The sequence below is a fragment of the Streptomyces capoamus genome, assembly GCF_014654935.1.
GTDB lineage: Bacteria > Actinomycetota > Actinomycetes > Streptomycetales > Streptomycetaceae > Streptomyces > Streptomyces capoamus.
In genome coordinates this window covers 62,179-77,884 of record NZ_BNBF01000003.1, presented here as the reverse complement: position 1 = coordinate 77,884, position 15,706 = coordinate 62,179, and the positions used below count along the sequence as shown (strand labels likewise).

The 15,706-nt window shown below is 75.2% G+C and carries 13 protein-coding genes; 4 read left to right on the top strand and 9 right to left on the bottom strand.

Going from position 1 to position 15,706, the window contains the following annotated elements; translation table 11 throughout:
* From IE312_RS06245 to IE312_RS06230, 4 genes are all read right to left on the bottom strand, one after another.
* Window positions 1-627: helix-turn-helix domain-containing protein (locus IE312_RS06245; protein ID WP_229899164.1), on the bottom strand; the 627-nt coding region annotated here is incomplete at its 3' end.
* Between the two features lie 927 nt (window positions 628-1,554).
* Entirely contained in the window at window positions 1,555-2,502 is a 948-nt protein-coding gene (locus IE312_RS06240) for an acyl-CoA desaturase (protein WP_189979111.1), read from the bottom strand.
* Window positions 2,503-2,530: 28 nt separating this feature from the next.
* Entirely contained in the window at window positions 2,531-3,778 is a 1,248-nt protein-coding gene (locus IE312_RS06235; RefSeq protein WP_189979109.1) for a beta-ketoacyl-[acyl-carrier-protein] synthase family protein, read from the bottom strand.
* Between the two features lie 120 nt (window positions 3,779-3,898).
* Entirely contained in the window at window positions 3,899-4,564 is a 666-nt protein-coding gene (locus IE312_RS06230) for a lysophospholipid acyltransferase family protein (protein WP_189979108.1), read from the bottom strand.
* Window positions 4,565-4,690: 126 nt separating this feature from the next.
* On the opposite strand from IE312_RS06230, the gene IE312_RS06225 reads away from it, so the two are divergent.
* Together IE312_RS06225 and IE312_RS06220 are read left to right on the top strand one after the other, a co-directional pair.
* Complete coding sequence (locus IE312_RS06225; RefSeq protein WP_189979106.1) at window positions 4,691-5,974, top strand: cytochrome P450; 1,284 nt, start codon at window positions 4,691-4,693, stop codon at window positions 5,972-5,974.
* Window positions 5,975-6,183: 209 nt separating this feature from the next.
* Window positions 6,184-7,809, top strand: a complete 1,626-nt coding sequence (locus IE312_RS06220; RefSeq protein ID WP_189979104.1) for a peroxidase family protein — start codon at window positions 6,184-6,186, stop codon at window positions 7,807-7,809.
* A 30-nt stretch (window positions 7,810-7,839) separates the two neighbouring features.
* Here IE312_RS06220 and IE312_RS06215 read toward each other — a convergent pair whose 3' ends face one another.
* Window positions 7,840-8,100: a hypothetical protein gene (locus tag IE312_RS06215; protein WP_189979102.1), complete on the bottom strand. Its 261-nt coding sequence runs from the start codon at window positions 8,098-8,100 to the stop codon at window positions 7,840-7,842.
* 36 nt (window positions 8,101-8,136) lie between these two features.
* Window positions 8,137-10,305 carry an acetoacetate decarboxylase family protein gene (locus tag IE312_RS06210; protein WP_189979100.1) on the bottom strand — a complete coding sequence of 723 codons (2,169 nt, stop codon included), beginning with the start codon at window positions 10,303-10,305 and terminating at the stop codon, window positions 8,137-8,139.
* Between the two features lie 236 nt (window positions 10,306-10,541).
* Between IE312_RS06210 and IE312_RS06205 the strand changes: the two genes are divergently transcribed.
* Window positions 10,542-11,531, top strand: coding sequence for an acyl-CoA desaturase (locus IE312_RS06205; RefSeq protein WP_189979098.1), 990 nt, complete (start codon window positions 10,542-10,544; stop codon window positions 11,529-11,531).
* Here the strand turns inward: IE312_RS06205 and IE312_RS06200 are convergent.
* The 3 genes from IE312_RS06200 to IE312_RS06190 form a co-directional block, all read right to left on the bottom strand.
* On the bottom strand, window positions 11,513-12,262 hold the full coding sequence (locus IE312_RS06200) for a bestrophin-like domain (protein WP_189979097.1): 750 nt from the start codon (window positions 12,260-12,262) through the stop codon (window positions 11,513-11,515). The genes IE312_RS06205 and IE312_RS06200 overlap by 19 nt on opposite strands.
* Window positions 12,263-12,319: 57 nt before the next feature.
* Window positions 12,320-14,374: a hypothetical protein gene (locus IE312_RS06195; protein WP_189979095.1), complete on the bottom strand. Its 2,055-nt coding sequence runs from the start codon at window positions 14,372-14,374 to the stop codon at window positions 12,320-12,322.
* Window positions 14,375-14,557: 183 nt separating this feature from the next.
* A complete protein-coding gene (locus IE312_RS06190) occupies window positions 14,558-15,016 on the bottom strand; it encodes a flavodoxin family protein (RefSeq protein WP_189979092.1) in 459 nt (152 codons plus the stop codon).
* 30 nt (window positions 15,017-15,046) lie between these two features.
* On the opposite strand from IE312_RS06190, the gene IE312_RS06185 reads away from it, so the two are divergent.
* The coding region (locus IE312_RS06185) for a class I SAM-dependent methyltransferase (RefSeq protein WP_370467520.1) at window positions 15,047-15,706 on the top strand (660 nt) is incomplete at its 3' end.

The following is a 15,706-nucleotide window of genomic DNA, read 5'->3' as shown; positions in this document are numbered from 1 at the left end:
GACGTGGGGCAGCCGGCCGGCCTCGAGGAGGTGGTCGATCTGCGCCCGCATCACCTCGGGGCCGCCGACCGGCCGGCGCAGCACGGTCTCGTCCATCACCACCCACAGGCGCGGCGGTGCCGGTCTGGCCAGCAGTTCCCGGCGGCGCATGCGCAGCGCGACGCGCCGTTCGGTGGCCTCCGCGGTGGCGTGCGGGTAGTCCACGGTGAGCAGGGCGCGGGCGTAGTCCTCCGTCTGCAGCAGGCCGTGCACGAACTGGTTCTCGTACGCGCGGATCTGCAGGGACGCCTGCTCCAGGCTCAGGTAGGCGGCGAGCCAGTCGGGCATGACGTCGCGGTAGGTGTGCCACCAGCCGCGCTTGTTGGCCTCGCGGACGGACTGCAGGAAGGTGTCGATCTCGTGCGGGTCGGTGACGCCGTAGACCTGGAGCAGTTTCTCGGCGTCGGCGAGGCGCAACCGGGCCACCTTGGCGGCCTCCATGCGCCGGATCGTGGAGTGGCTGACGCCGATGGCGGCGCCCGCCTCGGCGTAGCTGAGACCTGCCCGGGCGCGCAGTTCCTCCAGCTGGCGGCCGAGGATCATGCGCAGCACGGAAGGGGCGCCGCCCCAGTCGGTCTCCGCGGTCACGCCCCACCCCCTCGTCAGGTCCGTTTCCGGTACGTCAGCGGTCGCACGCGGTCCCGCTCGCTCGCGAGCCCATTCGATCACGTTCCGGCGGATGCAGCATGCACTTCACCACTTGCAAATTTCAACTTGCTGGTTGCGGCGCGTGGTCGGCAAGTGCCAGAGTGGACCCGCTGCTTCGGCCGACCCGGGAGCAGGCGGCGGGGCCGGCTCGGGGAGACAGCCGCCGGCACGGTCAGCCGCCGGGCGGTGTGACGTCCGCTGCCCGAGCGACCGGCCGGAGGCCCGCAGCCCCCGCGAGGCCGGACGAAAGGCGCACGGCGATGGCTCCGCCCTCCCTCCCCCGACCGCCCCACGACCACGCACCGGACCGACCACCCCACCACCACGGCCCGGACCGACCGCACCTGATCAGGAGCGGGGTGTCCGGTGCCGCACCACCGGCCCCGGCCGGTGCCCCCGGACCACCCGGAGGCGAGCGTCCCGGTCGACTCCCTGGGCCCCACGGCCCCGACCGGCTCGCCTCCGGGGCCCCGCCCCCCGGCTCCGCCGGCCGCCCCCGGCCCGCGTGCACCGGCGGTACCGCGGCCTGAAGAACTCCGGTACGGGCCGGGCCCCTTCTGCGGCGCCGCGGAAGAGGCCCCACCCGCTCCGGCTCCCCCACCGTCACCACCCGGACCATCCCCCACTCGTCCGAAGGACCCCCATGCACCACACCCCCACCCCCGCGCACACCCCCGTCCCCGCCACCGCTCCGGCCGCCGACCCGTCGTGGACCCGGACGCGCCCCAGGCCCGGTTCGCAGGAACAGCCCGGCTGAGCCCGACCGGGCCGCGCCAGGGCTCCCCGACACGAGCGGCCGTCGTCCGACCGACCTGCGACACCTCTGCCTTGCGGGAGACCCGGGCCGCCCCGGCCGGCTCGTCGAGGTCAGGTGGTGTCCTTGCGCCGTCCCGTCACCCGGTCGGCGTCCGGCCAGCGGACGTCGTGGGCCCAGCCGAGGCGTTCGAACCAGCGGATCAGGCGGGCGCTGGCGTCGAGCTGGCCGGTGAGCACGCCGTGCCGGGCGCTGGTGGGGTCGGCGTGGTGGAGGTTGTGCCAGGACTCGCCGAAGGAGAGCGGTGCCAGCCACCACACGTTGCCCGAGCGGTCCCGGCTGCGGAAGGGGCGGGAACCGGTCGCATGGCAGATGGAGTTGATGGACCAGGTCACGTGGTGGACCAGGCAGATGCGGACCAGACCGGCCCAGAAGAACGCGCTGAGCGCGCCCTGCCAGGACCGGGTCAGCGCCGCGCCGCACAGGGCGGGCAGGGCGAGGGAGGCGAGGACCAGGACGCCGAAGCGCCGGGAGACCAGCATCAGGGCGCGGTCACGGACGAGGTCGGGCGCGTAGGTGCGCGGCGAGGCGTGCTCGGTCTCGAACAGCCAGCCCAGGTGGGCGTAGAGCATGCCCTTGGCGAGGGCGCGGGCGGAGTGGCCGTACCGCCAGGGCGAGTGCGGGTCGCCGTCCCGGTCCGAGTACTTGTGGTGCTTGCGGTGGTCGGCCACCCAGGTGATGAGCGGGCCCTGGACGGCGAGGCTGCCGGCGAGCGCGAGGGCGATCCGCAGCGGTCTTACGGCCTTGAACGAGCCGTGGGTGAAGTGCCGGTGGAAGCCGACCGTGATGCCGAGCCCGCTGACCAGGTAGAAGGCGACGGCCAGCACGAGGTCGGCGGGACTGAGCCCGTGCCGCCAGGCCAGCGGCACGGCGGCGACGAGGGCGAGGAACGGTACGGCGACGAAGACCGCGATCATCAGCTGTTCGCCGGTGGGCCAGGACCGCCCGCCGGCCGCCACCGGGGTCGGTCCGGGGAGTTCGGAGGACATCTCGGAGGACATCGCGGCCCTTTCTCGGCCGGGGGCCGGGCTAGTCGACGGCGGTGAAGGCGAGCACGGCGTTCTGGCCGCCGAAGCCGAAGGAGTTGCTGACGGCGGCTCGTATCGGGTGCGGGCGGGGCGCCTTCGTGACGACGTCCAGGTCCATCGCGGGGTCGAGGGTGTCCAGGTTGGCGGTGGGCGGGATCAGCTGGTGGCGCAGGGTGAGCACGGTGCAGGCCGCCTCGATGGCCCCGGCGCCGCCGATGGCGTGCCCGATGGTGCCCTTGACCGCGGTGACGGGCGGGGGCCGGCGGAAGACGCGGTGCAGGGCGTTGTGTTCGGCGGCGTCGCCCTGTCCGGTGGCCGTGCCGTGCGCGTTGACGTGGTCGATGTCCTCGGGGGCCAGGCCGGCGTCGGTGAGGGCCCCGCTCAGCGCGCGGGCGGCGCCGTCGCCGTCGGGGCGGGGGGCGGTGAAGTGGTGGGCGTCGCAGGAGGCGCCGAACCCGGCGAGCAGGGCCTGGGCCCGTACGCCCCGGGCGCGGGCGTCCTCGGTGCGTTCCAGGACGAGGACGGCGGCGCCCTCGCCGAGGACGAAGCCGTCGCGGTCCCGGTCGAACGGGCGGGAGGCCGCGTCGGGGCTGTCCGCGCGGCGGGACAGGGCGCGCATCTGGGCGAAGCAGGCGGCGGTCATGCGCAGCCGGGCCGATTCGCTGCCGCCGGCCAGGACCAGGTCGCAGCGGCCGGACAGCAGCCAGTCCCGGGCCAGGCCGAGGGCGCTGGTGCCGGAGGCGCAGGCGGTGCTGACCACCATGTTGGGGCCGAGCGCGCCGAGGTCCAGGGCGATCTCGGCGGCGGCCATGTTGGGCACGCTGCGCGGCAGCGCGAACGGGGAGACGCGTTCGGGGGTGCGGGCGGCGAGCCGGTCGAACTCGGCCTGCCAGCCCTGCATCGACCCGGTGCCGACGCCCATCACCACGCCGACCCGGGCGCCGTCCCAGCCGTCGGGGGTGATCCGCGCGTCGGTGACGGCCTCGCGGGCGGCGAGCAGCGCGAAGGTGGTGAACCGGTCGAGCCGGCGGGCCAGCCGGCGCCCGAGCAGGCCGGCCGCGTCCAGCGCGGGCACCTGGCAGGAGAAGGCGACGGGCAGCCCGTCCAGGGCGGGGTCCGCGGTGGCGGTGGACCGTCCGGCGCACAGGCCCGCCCAGGCCGCGTCCCGGCCGATGCCGGCCGGGGTGACCATGCCCAGTCCGGTGATGGCGACGGGGGCCCGCCGTACACCTGCTCTCGCCTGCTGCATGAGGCGTGATTATCCGGGCCGCGCCGCGTGGTTCCCGGCCGCCGCACCTCGTTCGGCCCAGGTCGGCGGCCGCCACCACCCGGATGCGTGAATCCGGGCACGGGAGGGGGACCGAGGAGGTCAGTGCCGCCCGGCGGGCCCGTCGTCCAGCGCGCGGACCGCGCTGGACCAGGCTCCGGCGAGGGCTCTTTCCAGGTCGTCCAGGGGTTCGTCGGAGGTGTCCAGCCGCAGGGCGGGGCCGATGTGCACATGGACGCGGGGCCGGCGCACGGGCGCGGTGGCCCAGCCGGCGAGCTGCTTGGCGCGGCTGCCGGAGGAGACCCGGCGGGCGCCCGCGTGGCCGACCGGGACCACCGGGGCGCCGGTGGACAGGGCGAGCCGGACCACGCCGGACTTCAGGCGGCCGGGCGGCCGGTCGTGGGAGGCGTCGTAGCGGGGCAGGCCGCCCTCGGGGTAGATGAGCACGGTGCGCCCGGCGCCGAGGGCGTCGGCGGCGTGCCGGAGGGCGTCCGGGGCGCGGCGGCTGCCCCGGTGGACGGGCACGTACCCCTCCCGGGTGAGGGCCCGGCCCAGCAGGGGCACCCGCCACAGCCCGGCGGTGGCGAGCACGGCGGGGCGCAGGCCGAGCCGGTGCAGGGTGCCGATGAGGAGGACCGGGTCGAAGAACGAGGTGTGGTTGGCGGCGAGGACGCAGCCGGTGCCGGGCGGCCGCGCCAGGTGACCGGTGCCGCTCACGCTCGTGTCGCTGAAGACGGGCACCAGGGCCCCGGCCCACGCGGACAGCATCGGGCGCTCCTCTCCGCCGTTCCTCCCCCGGTGCCGGTCGTCGCCGGCAGCGCGCTCGTATGCCCATTCTGCCCTGAATGCCTGTTTGACGTGCGGGGTCCGCAGGCCGGTGGCTGAATGGCCGTCATGGACTTTCTCGCCGCGTACGACGCGATCCCGGAGGACGACGTCCCGCAGCGGGTGGCCCTGCTGCGCACGACGATGGCGACCGGCCGGGCGGCCCTCTTCGCCGAGCTGCGCGCCCGCCGCCCGGTGTTCAGCACGCCCGTCGGCGTGTTCGTCACCCGGCACCCCGATGTCCTGGAGGTGCTGTCGGCGCCTTCGACGTTCACCGTGGGGGTGTTCGGTCCGGCGCTGGAGGACGTGCTGGGCGCGCCGTTCGTCCTGGCCCGGGACGGCGCCGATGTGCACTGGCGCGAGCGTGGCTACGGGCAGCTGATGCTCGCCGCGGAGGACGCGCCCCGGGTGCGGGAGCTGACCGCCCGGATCGCCGACGAGGTGCTGGACGAGGTGACCGGCCGGGGCGCCGACACCTTCGACCTGATCCAGGACTACGCCCGGGTAACCGCCGCCCGGGTCGCCGTCGCCTATCTGGGGTTCACCGGTGTCGCGGAGGAGACGCTGCACTCGTGCACCCGACGGATGCAGTGGGCGTTCGCCGTCAACCCCGGCCGCGACCCGGAGGTGCACGCGGCGGGTGTGGCGGCCGGCCGTGAACTGCACGACGAGGTCTCCGCCTTGATCGCCCGCCGCCGGGACACCGCGCACGACGGCGGTCCCGACGACGTCCTCGGCCGGATGCTGCGCACCCGGCTGCCCGCGGAGTACGGCTTCGACGACGAGCGGATCAACGCCAACCTGGTCGGCTACCTGACGGGCTACCAGCAGAACGCGACGCAGTGCACGGCCACGGCCCTGAAGGAGCTCGCGGTGCGCCCGGAGGCGCTGGCCGAGGCGGTGCGCACGGCACGCGAGGGCGACCCGGCGCGCTTCGACGCGTACGTGTGGGAGGCGCTGCGCTTCCACCCGTTCGTGCCGGTCACCCCCCGGCTGTGCCTGCGCGACCACGTGCTGGCCGCGGGCACGCCGCGGCGGACGGTGATCCCGGCCAAGAGCGTGGTGCTGGCCTGCTTCGCGTCGGCGATGTCCGACGAGGAGGTGCTCGACGCGCCGGAGGAGTTCCGGCCCGGACGCCCGCCCGCGCACAACCTCGTCCTCGGCTACGGCGCCCACGACTGCGTCGGCAGGTACGCGGCCCAGGTGATCGTGCCCGAGCTGGTGCGGCGCGTGCTGCTGCGCCCCGGCGTGCGACCGCTGCCCGGCGGGGAGGACGCGCTGGACTACGCGGGCACCCCGTTCCCGCAGCACTACCGGGTGCGCTCGGGCCGCCCCGCCGTGGCGACCGGCTGAACCCGCCGCGAGCCGCACGGTGCGCACGGAACCCGGCCGTGACCGCGGTCCGACGGGGACCGGTGTCCGACGGGGACCGTGGTCCGGACCCCTCCCGACCGTGCACCCGTACCCGCCCCTGCCTGCCGGCCCACGACCCGCCCGGGTGCGGCCCGACCGCGGACCGCGCCCGGCACCGGGATCCGACCCGCGAACCGACCGGAGGACCCATGACCGTCACCACTCGTCCGTCCCCGACCCGGACCGTGCCGTGGACGGGGGCCCGGGACAGGTCCCGGGACGGCGTGCGCAACCGCTTCGAGACACACGTGCTGACCCACTACGGCCCGGCCTGGCAGGCGGTCCAGCGCAGCCGGTGGCTGCAGCGCAGGCTCAACTCCAAGCTGACCGACCTGGCCGTGCTCAAGGCACCGACGCGCCCGAACCCGCTCAGCACCAAGGCCCCGTACACCTCCTGGGACTCGCTGACCGACCGTTCCTGGGTGGGCCGGCACCTGCCGCCGGCGGCCGGGCCGGCCAAGGGTCTGCCCGCCCCCGAGCGGGTCGCCGAGCTGTTCCGCCGGGAGGGCCAGGGGCGCTCGTGCACCCGGTCCAGCGCGCTGCTGCCGGCGTTCGCCCAGTGGTTCACCGACGGCTTCCTGCGCGGTCACGCGGCCACCGGCGACCCGCGCCGCACCGACTCGCCGCACACCCTGGACATGTGCCAGCTGTACGGGGACCGCGAGGAGGTCACCGCCTGCCTGCGGACGTTCCAGGGCGGCCGGCTGAAGAGCCGGATCATCGACGGGGCCGAGTTCCCGCCCGCCCTGTGCGCGGACGGGAGGATCGCGGACGAGTTCCGGGTGATCCGGCCGGTCCGGTTCGACGAGGTGCCCGGGGAATGCCTGGACACGCTGTTCGCGTGCGGCGGGGAACGCGTGCACGCGCACATCGGGCCGATGGCGCTGAACGTGCTGTTCCTGCGCGAGCACAACCGGGTCGCCGGTCTCCTCGCCGCCGCCCACCGGGACTGGGACGACGAGCGGATCTTCCAGACCACCCGCAACACGCTCATCGTGATGATGATCCGGGTGATGCTGGAGGAGTACATCAACCACATCACGCCGTACCACTTCGGTTTCGTCCTCGACCCCGTGCGCACCGACCGCGGGGTGTGGCACCGGGAGAACTGGGCGACGATCGAGTTCAGTCTCGTCTACCGGTGGCACAGCCTGATCCCGTCGGCGTACACCATCGCCGGCCGTCCGGTGCCGCTGGCACGCACGATCGCCAACGGGCGGCTGGTCGTGGAGCGGGGTCTCGGCCCGCTGTTCGAAGACCTGTCCCGCCAGAGCGCCGGTCTGTCCGGGCTGTTCAACACCGACGAACTGCTGCTGCCCATCGAGGCGCACAGCGTCGCCGTGGGCCGGGAACTGCGGCTGGCCTCGTACAACGACTACCGCGCCTACTACGGTTTCCCCCGGGTCACCGACACACGGCAGATCTCCGGGGACCCGCGGGTGCAGGAGGCGCTGCGGGACGTGTACGGCGACGTCGACGCGATCGACCTGTACGCCGGGCTGTTCGCGGAGGAGCCGGAGCCCGGCGCGATCTTCGGACGACTGCTCGAACGCATCATCTCGGTCGACGCGTTCTCCGAGGCGCTGAACAACCCGCTGCTCTCTCCGCGCCTGTTCGGACCGGACACCTTCTCCCCCGAGGGCCTGCGCGCCGTCCGCGAGACCCGCAGCTTCTCCGACCTGGTGCACCGCAACCTGCCGGAGGACGACAAGCCGCGTTACGACGTGTCGCTCGGCCGGAGCGCGGCCGACGCCCGGGCCGCCGTCGCCTCCTGAGCGGCCGGCTGAGCGCCGACCGAGCCCGGCTCAGTCCCCGGCTCGGGTGTGCGCGAGCAACGCCTCGGCGGCGGCGCGCAGTTGCTCCGCCGCCGTGCCACAGGCGTCGGCCTGCCGCTCCAGTACGGGCCGGCTCCACTCGGGGCCCGCCGGACAGCCGTCCAGGGTGGCCGCGGTGGCGCGCAGCCGCCGGGCGTACTCCTCCATCAGTGCGGCGTCCGACCGCAAGGAACCGACGTGGTCGAGGAGTTCGGGGTCGTACGACGTGACGTCGGGGGACTCGGTCACCATGGCGTGCTCCCGCGGGCGGTGGGGGGGTGGGGGGCGTCAGCGCGGCAGGACCGCGCCGGCGCTGCGGTGCTGCATGAACTGGGGGCAGGCGAGGACGAACCGGGGCCGGGCCCCCTCCAGGCCGAGCCGGCGCACCTGCCCGGCGAGGGGTCCGGCCGCCGCGGTGTCCAGCCGCAGCCGGATACCGGCGCCGGTGTGCAGCCGCAGCCTGCCGTGGGCGCGGACCAGGGTGCGGATCGTGCTCCCGCCGCGGCGGCCGTAGAGGATCCAGTCGGCCTCCGGACAGCGCACCCCGCGCCCGAGGCGGCCGTCGACGGTGACGCCGAGGTCCGGGGAGCGGACGCCGATCTGCCGGCCCATCAGGTCGGCCTCGGCGGTGACCCGGAGCGCGGGCTGGGCCCAGATCTCCGCGGCGGCGACCCTCGCCTCCTCGCTGGTGACGGCGAGGCAGAGCACGTACCGGCCGGTGCGGCGCAGGTCGGCCCGGCGCAGCACGTCCAGGGCGACGTCGTAGGGGCGGGGCCGCCACAGGTCGTCGACCAGTACGGACAGGGCGATCTCGGTGTACGGGCCGAGTGTGGTGCAGCGGTGCTCGTACAGCGACAGCACCGCCATGGCCCGCCGGCCCAGCCGGCTCGGCGTCATCCAGGTGACATCGGGCAGCAGCGAGCGGGCCGCGTCCGCGTCGACGGGGAAGCACAGGTGGGCGGCGGAGGAGTCGTAGTAGCGCACCGGTACGTCGACCGGGCCGGCCGTGGTGGGCACCGAGGTGGTGGGCAGGGTGAGGAAGGGGTAGCCCTCGGGCGGGTTGGCACGGTCCTTGAGCTGGTAGGCCTGGGTGCGCACGACGGGGCCCCGGTACGGGGCGAGGGCCTCGTCGACGCGTTCGCGGGCCTCCGGGACGACGGTCCGGAGGTGCTCGATGTACTCGCGGAGCATGTGGCACAGCGGGAACTCGTGGGTGGGCCCGATGTAGTCGACCTCGTACCAGTGGGGGTGCGGGTCGAACGCGGAGCCCGCGCCGCGGCCGTCGAGGACGGGCACGATGTCGTGCTGGTTGGTGATGGTGGCGACCCAGGTGCGCGGGTCGGCGGGCACCTTGTTGTCGACCGGGGAGCCGACGGCGATGACGTGGGTGACCCGGTAGGCGCGGCAGAACTCCTCGTCCTGGGCCAGGTTCATCACGGCGATGCCGCCCTCGCTGTGTCCGATCAGCGCGACCTCGGCGCCGCGCGGGATGCCGTAGTCCTCCAGCGCGAGCAGGATCGAGCGGGTGTAGGGCGAGTCCGTCATGAACAGGTTGCGCCAGGCGCCGACGAAGTCCTGCGGGGAGTCGTTGCGGGGGCGGCCGGGTGCCATGCCCGGCGCCTGGAGCACGTACCGGACGACACTGTCCGGACCGCGCACGTCCTGCAGCAGGATCCGCCCGTCGGTCGAAAGCATCTCGATGTTGCGCAGGAACCCGAGGAAGGAGCCCTCCGGGGCGATCGCCTGGCGTTCCTGGTCGGTCAGGTCGACCGCCTCGGCGGCGCCCTCGCCCTTGTCCAGGCCGGCGAGGTGGGCGGCACTGATGCCGTGCAGCGGGTCGGCGGACAGCTCGCGGCCGGTGGCCAGCGCCCAGCCGGTCTCGTCGTTCTTCGGGTCCTCGTCCAGCAGGGCGCGGATCGCGAGGAGTTCGGCCATCAGCGGGGCCAGCCCGGACAAGGCGCGCTGGGCCCCCTGGTCGCGGAAGAGGGCGCGCAGGGAGCGTACGGCCGCCAGGTCCTTGTCGGCCGTGACGGCCTCCGTCAGCCGGCGCATGCCGGGGTCCCGCTCGAACTCCGGGTGGTCGACCAGCACGGCGGCGATCCGCAGCCGCAGCGAGGTGACCGCCACCAGCGCGGCCAGGCTCTCCCGGCCCAGCACCTCGCCGGCGGCGCCGATCACGTGACCCATGCCCTTCGGCGCGGTGATCGCGCTGCCGCCGAGCCCCTGTCTGTTCGTCAGGGCCCGCAGCAGCGCCCACCGGGCGGCGAGGCCGGTACGGGGGTGCCGGCGGGCGGAGACGGCCAGGGCCGGGGCGAACAGCGCCGTGCTGGTGCGCTCGGACACCGCGCGGATGCCCTCGGCGACGTCGACCACGTCGCGCGCGCACCGGCGCAGCAGTTCCCTGGCGTCCTGACCGTCCGGCGCCGGCCGTCCGGGTGCGCTGCCGTCCGCTCGCATCCGGCTCTCCCTCGGTTCGACGACGCGTGGACAGGGCGGGGGCCGCGTCGGCGGGCGCGGCCTCGCTCCCATGGTCGGCCAGGGCGTTCGCGCCCGCACCTTCATCCATCCAGGTAGAGGATGCCGCCGGGTGCCGCACCACCCGCCGAGTCTGGGCCGTACGGACCCGTGACTGCCGCATAATCGCCGCACATGACCCCCTCTACCGCCTCGCCCGCCCCGGTGGGGGGCGCGCCGTGACCCTGTCCCCCGAACGCCCTGAGGGCCTGGGCTCCCCGCTCCCCGACACGGTCCCGGCCAGTGCCTCGCTGCGCACCCACGCGCTGATCACGATCGTGGTGGCCCCGCTGGTCGTGCTGGCGCTGGCCCTGCCCGTCGCCCTGGCCGGCGGCTGGGGACCCCGCTGGTACGACGCGGCGCTCGGCGCCGGGATGTACGCGCTGTCCATCATGGGCATCACCGCCGGCTACCACCGGCACTTCACCCATCTGTCGTTCAAGGCGAAACGGCCGCTGCGGATCGCCCTCGGTGTGGCGGGCGGTCTCGCCATGGAGGGCCCCGTGACCCTGTGGGTGGCCGAGCACCGGCGCCACCACCAGCACGCGGACCGGGAGGGCGACCCGCACTCGCCGTGGAAGTACGGCACCGGCCGCCGGGCGCTGCTGAAAGGGCTGTGGCACGCCCAGGTCGGCTGGTTCTCCTCGGCGGCACGGGCCCACCACCCGCGCTACGCCCCCGATCTGCTCGCCGACCCCGACGTACGCCGTCTGGACCGCTGGTACCCCCTGACCATCGCCGTCTCCCTGGGCCTGCCGCCGGTGCTCGTCCTGGCGGTCACCCAGGACGGCCGGGCCGCGCTGGTCACCCTGTTCTGGGCGAGCCTGGTCCGGTACGCCGTCGTCCACCACGTCACCTGGTCGGTGAATTCCGTGGCCCACGCCTTCGGCCCGCGCCACTACACCGGCCGCGACCAGTCCCGGGACGTGGCGTGGGTGGCGCTGCTGACCTTCGGCGAGGGCTGGCACAACCTCCACCACGCCGACCCCAGCAGCGCCCGGCACGGCGGTCTGCGCGGCCAGCCGGACCTCACGGCCTGGCTGATCGCCCGCTTCGAACGGTGGGGCTGGGCGTACGACGTGCGCTGGCCGGACGAGCGGCGGATCGCCGCCCGGCTGCGCGCGGAGGCGGCGGGCCGGACTCCGCACCGTCAACTGCCCGTGAAGTAACGGGTGAAGGGAGAGGAGTCGACGGCGAACATGCCGGTGAAGGTCTGGTTCAGCTCGTAGACCAGCAGCACGGTGAAGGTGATGAGCGCCGTCAGGCCCATCACCATCACCACGTGGGTGAAGCTCCGCCGCACCCCGAACATGAACATGAAGACCACGGTGAGCACACCGCCGACGACCAGCCCGAACCACAGCACGGGTGACAGGGCGTCGGCCACGTCCGCCTCCCGGCCGCGCCGGGCGTCGTCCAGCGCGCTGAGCTGGGCCAGCGTCTCCTGGAGCGTGGCCTGCTGCACCGGGGTGGCGTCGGCGGGGACCCGGCCCGCCGCCCGCAGGTCGTTCAGCAGGTCCCAGCCGCGCCGGCCCGGCGGCTGCCCCTGCGCCATGGCGGGCCACTCGGCGGACAGGACGTGGTGCACGTACGCGTCCACGGCGTCCCGGGTCCGCTCGCCCTCCAGCGCCGGCAGTCCCGCGGACAGCAGCCGGATCTGGTGGGCGGCGCTCGCCTCCGCCTGCACGTGCCCCACCGCGCCGGACCGGGTCTCCCACACGGACACCATCGACAGACCGAGGACGAGGGCGTAGAGGACGCCGACCATCATGGAGATGTACTCGGCGACGTCCTCGCGGGGTTCCTCGCCCGGGTCGGGGGGCCAGTAGTGGTGCCGGATCACCACGATGCCCGCGGCGACCATGGCGATCCCCACCACGACCGCGAAGGTCTCGATCATCGGCTCGGTCTCCTGTCGTCTCGTGTCCTCGGTGCGGGAAAGGGCCCTGCCGGCCGCCTACTTGCCGATGCGCCGCGAGCCGAGCAGCGCTGCGGCGAGGGCGGCCGGGAGCAGCAGCAGAAGCAACAGCGCGAGCAGTCCCAGCCCGGTGGGCCCTCCACCGGGGCGGATGAAGCGGGACAGGATGGAGGCGTTCGGCGGCCGCTGGTGCGGGGTGCGGGGGGTCGGGGTGCGTGAGGAGGGGGTAGAGGGGGTGGACGGGGTCGAGGGGGTCGAGGGGGTGGATGCCGGGGGGCGACTGGGTGTGGCGGACCGGCCACCGGTGGTCTCGCCTCCGGTGGTCCCGCCTCCGGTCGTGCCGCCTCCGGTGATCTGGCCCCCTGTTGTCCCGCCGCCGGTGGATCGACCCCCCGTGGCCTGACCGCCCGTCGACTGGCCTCCGGTCGCGGCGCCCCCGCTCGCGGCCCCCGCGGTGACGCCGCCTTGGCCGGCGGAAGTTCCCGCGACCGCACCGGCGGCAGCGGCACCGCCGGCTCCCGCTCCTGCTGCGGCCCCCGCACCACCGGCAGCAGCCGCGGCTCCGGCCCCGCCTCCTCCTCCAGCCCCGGGACCAGCACCGGCTGCCGCGGCACCGGCAGCCGCAGCTCCCGCCGCGGCGCCCGCGCCGGCCGCCGCACCGGCACCGGCGGCCGCACCGGCCCCCACCCCTGCACCGCCGGCCGCAGCGCCCCCACCGGCACCGGCACCGGCCCCGGGAGCGGCGGCACCACCCGCGCCCGCGCCCGCTGCTCCAGCCCCCGCTGCTCCAGCAGCCGCACCGGCCCCCGCCGCCGCTCCCCCGGCGGCGGCACCCGCACCTGCTGCACCTGCACCTGCACCCGCCGCAGCGCCCGCGCCCGCCGCCGCACCGGCGCCACCGCCCGCGCCCGTCCCGGCGCCCGCACCCGCCGCAACGCCGGCCCCGGCAGCAGCTCCCGCGCCTGCGCCCGCGCCGACCCCTGCGCCGGCCGCCGCGCCGGGGGCCGCGACCCCCGGCGCAGGCGCGGCGGCCACGGGCGCGGGAGGGGCCGGCGCCGGGACCGGGATACCCGTACCGGCCGGAGGCAACGGCGGGGGCGGCGGGAAGACGCCCCCGGGCGGCACCGGGAGGACCGGGGGCACGGGCGGAGGCACGGGCACCGGGGGCGGCACGGGGGCAGGGAGGGGCGGCGGCACGACAGGGGGCGGCACCACCGGGGGCGGGGGTACCACCGGGGGCGGCAGGGGCACCGGGGGTGGGGATGGCGGTACAGGCGCCGGTGGCGGTGGCGGGGGCGGGGGTTCGTACAGGGTGAACTCGCCGGTCGCATGGGCCTTGAGTCGCGGCGGCCAGTCCGGGCAGCCGTCGGGTCGCAGGGTCTTGAGCCGGTCGGTGCCCGTCACCTTCCCCTCGCTGACGTACCGGCCCGGGGGCAGCTCCACGGTCGCCACGCACCGCGCCGAGCCGCCCGGTTCCAGGCTCGGCACGACGGCGTCGCCGGACGCGCAGACGATGGCGGGCGGCTGGAGGACGGGGTCGGTCAGCCGGAGGTCGAACACCGTGCGGTTGCCGGTGTTGGTCACGTCGTAGAAGACGGTGGCCCGGCCGAGGGCCGGGGCGCGGCCCAGGGCTCCGGCACCGGTCGCCACGGTCTCGGTCAGTTCGAGGTGTCCGCCGACACCGGCGTATCCGGAGCGGGCGGCTGTCCGGGACTCCACGCCGAGGGAGGGGATGCGGCCGACGGCGGTGACGTCGGCGATCCGGATGCCCGGCCGGGCGGTGGCCCAGGCGGTACAGGTCGCCGAGTCCAGGCCGCGGAGCATCGGAAGGCGGTCGCCGCCGCCGGGACAGCGGATGTCGGCGTCCGGGAGGCCCGGGTCGCTCACCCGTACGTCGTACAGGTCGGCCCCGGTGCGGTTGATCAGGTGGTACTCCTTCACCAGCGGGCGGCCGACCCGGATGCCGGGGCGGGTCGCCCCCGTACCCGGCCGGGTGTCGACGGCGACCCAGAGGGCCAGCCCCTGGGTTCCGGCTCCGTCGGCGACGGCACGCTGCGGCGGCCCGCCGTACGCGGCCATGAGCAGCGGCAACACCGCGGGAAGACGTGTCCCGAGGGCCCGCCAGCACCTCCCTAACAATCCTATGAACACACAAATAGGACTAACAGAGCGTTCTTCAGGCGGGCTTCGGCCCACGCCGGTCACCGGGCGCGACCGTTCGAAGATCACTCCGGTGGCCGCGCGACCGGTCACCGGCCCGCGCCGGCGTGGGCCTGCTCAGCCCCCGGGCATCAGGCCCGCCGCGACCCTCGCCCCGAGCTCCCAGCAGGCCTCGATGTCGCGCTTGCCCGGCTCACCGGTGACGGTCACCGGCTCGGCCGCCCGGCGCCAGCCGAGTCCGGTGGTGACGGTGTCGACGGCGCGGACCGCGCCGGTGACGTCGTTCCCGCCGTGCACGAAGTAGCCGAAGGGGCGGCCGCGGGTCTCGTCCAGGCAGGGGTAGTAGACCTGGTCGAAGAAGTGCTTGAGGGCACCGGACATGTAGCCGAGGTTGGCGGGCGTGCCGAGCAGGTAGCCGTCGGCTCCCAGCACATCGGAGGCGGTGGCCGACAGGGCCGCCTTGCGCACGACGCGGACGCCCTCGATCTCCGGTGCCGTGGCGCCCGACACGACGGCCTCGAACAGCGCCTGGCAGTGAGGCGAGGGAGTGTGATGGACGATCAGCAGGGTAGGCACAAGCGGCACCCTGCCGTGCGTCCGCCGCCCATGGCAAACGGGCGGGCCGCGGCGGGCGTCGCGAGGGGCGCGCCGCCGGGGGTGACGGGAGGAGTCGTGGTGACCGAGGAGGACCGCCGGGCACCGGCCGCCGAGGTGTTCGACGCGCTGGGGCTGGAGTACGAGCGGGCGTTCGCCGGTTCCGCGCCGCACCGGGCGTCGCTCGGCCGGCTGCTGGAACTGCTGGCGCCCTGCAGCAGGGTGCTGGACGTGGGCAGCGGTACCGGACGGCCGACCGCGCGGACACTGGCCGAGGCCGGTCACCGGGTGCTGGGCGTCGACGTCTCCCCGGTCATGGTCGAGCTGGCCGCCCGGCAGGTGCCCGGGGCCGAGTTCCGGCTCGCCGACATCCGTGGGACGGCGCTGCCGGAGGCGTCCTTCGACGCCGCGTGCGCCTACTTCTCGCTGCTCCAGATGACCCGCGCCGAGCAGGCCGCGGTGGTGGCGAAGCTGGCCCGGGCGGTACGGCCCGGCGGTACGGTCGCGCTGGCCACCGTGCCGCTGGACGTGGAGGACGTCGAGGGCGTCTTCATGGGGCAGCCGGTACGGGTCACGAGCTTCGCGGCCGGGGCGTTCACGGACATGGTCACCGCGGCGGGCCTGACGGTGCTGTCCGAGGAGCACGAGGTGTTCACCCCGGACCACCCCGAG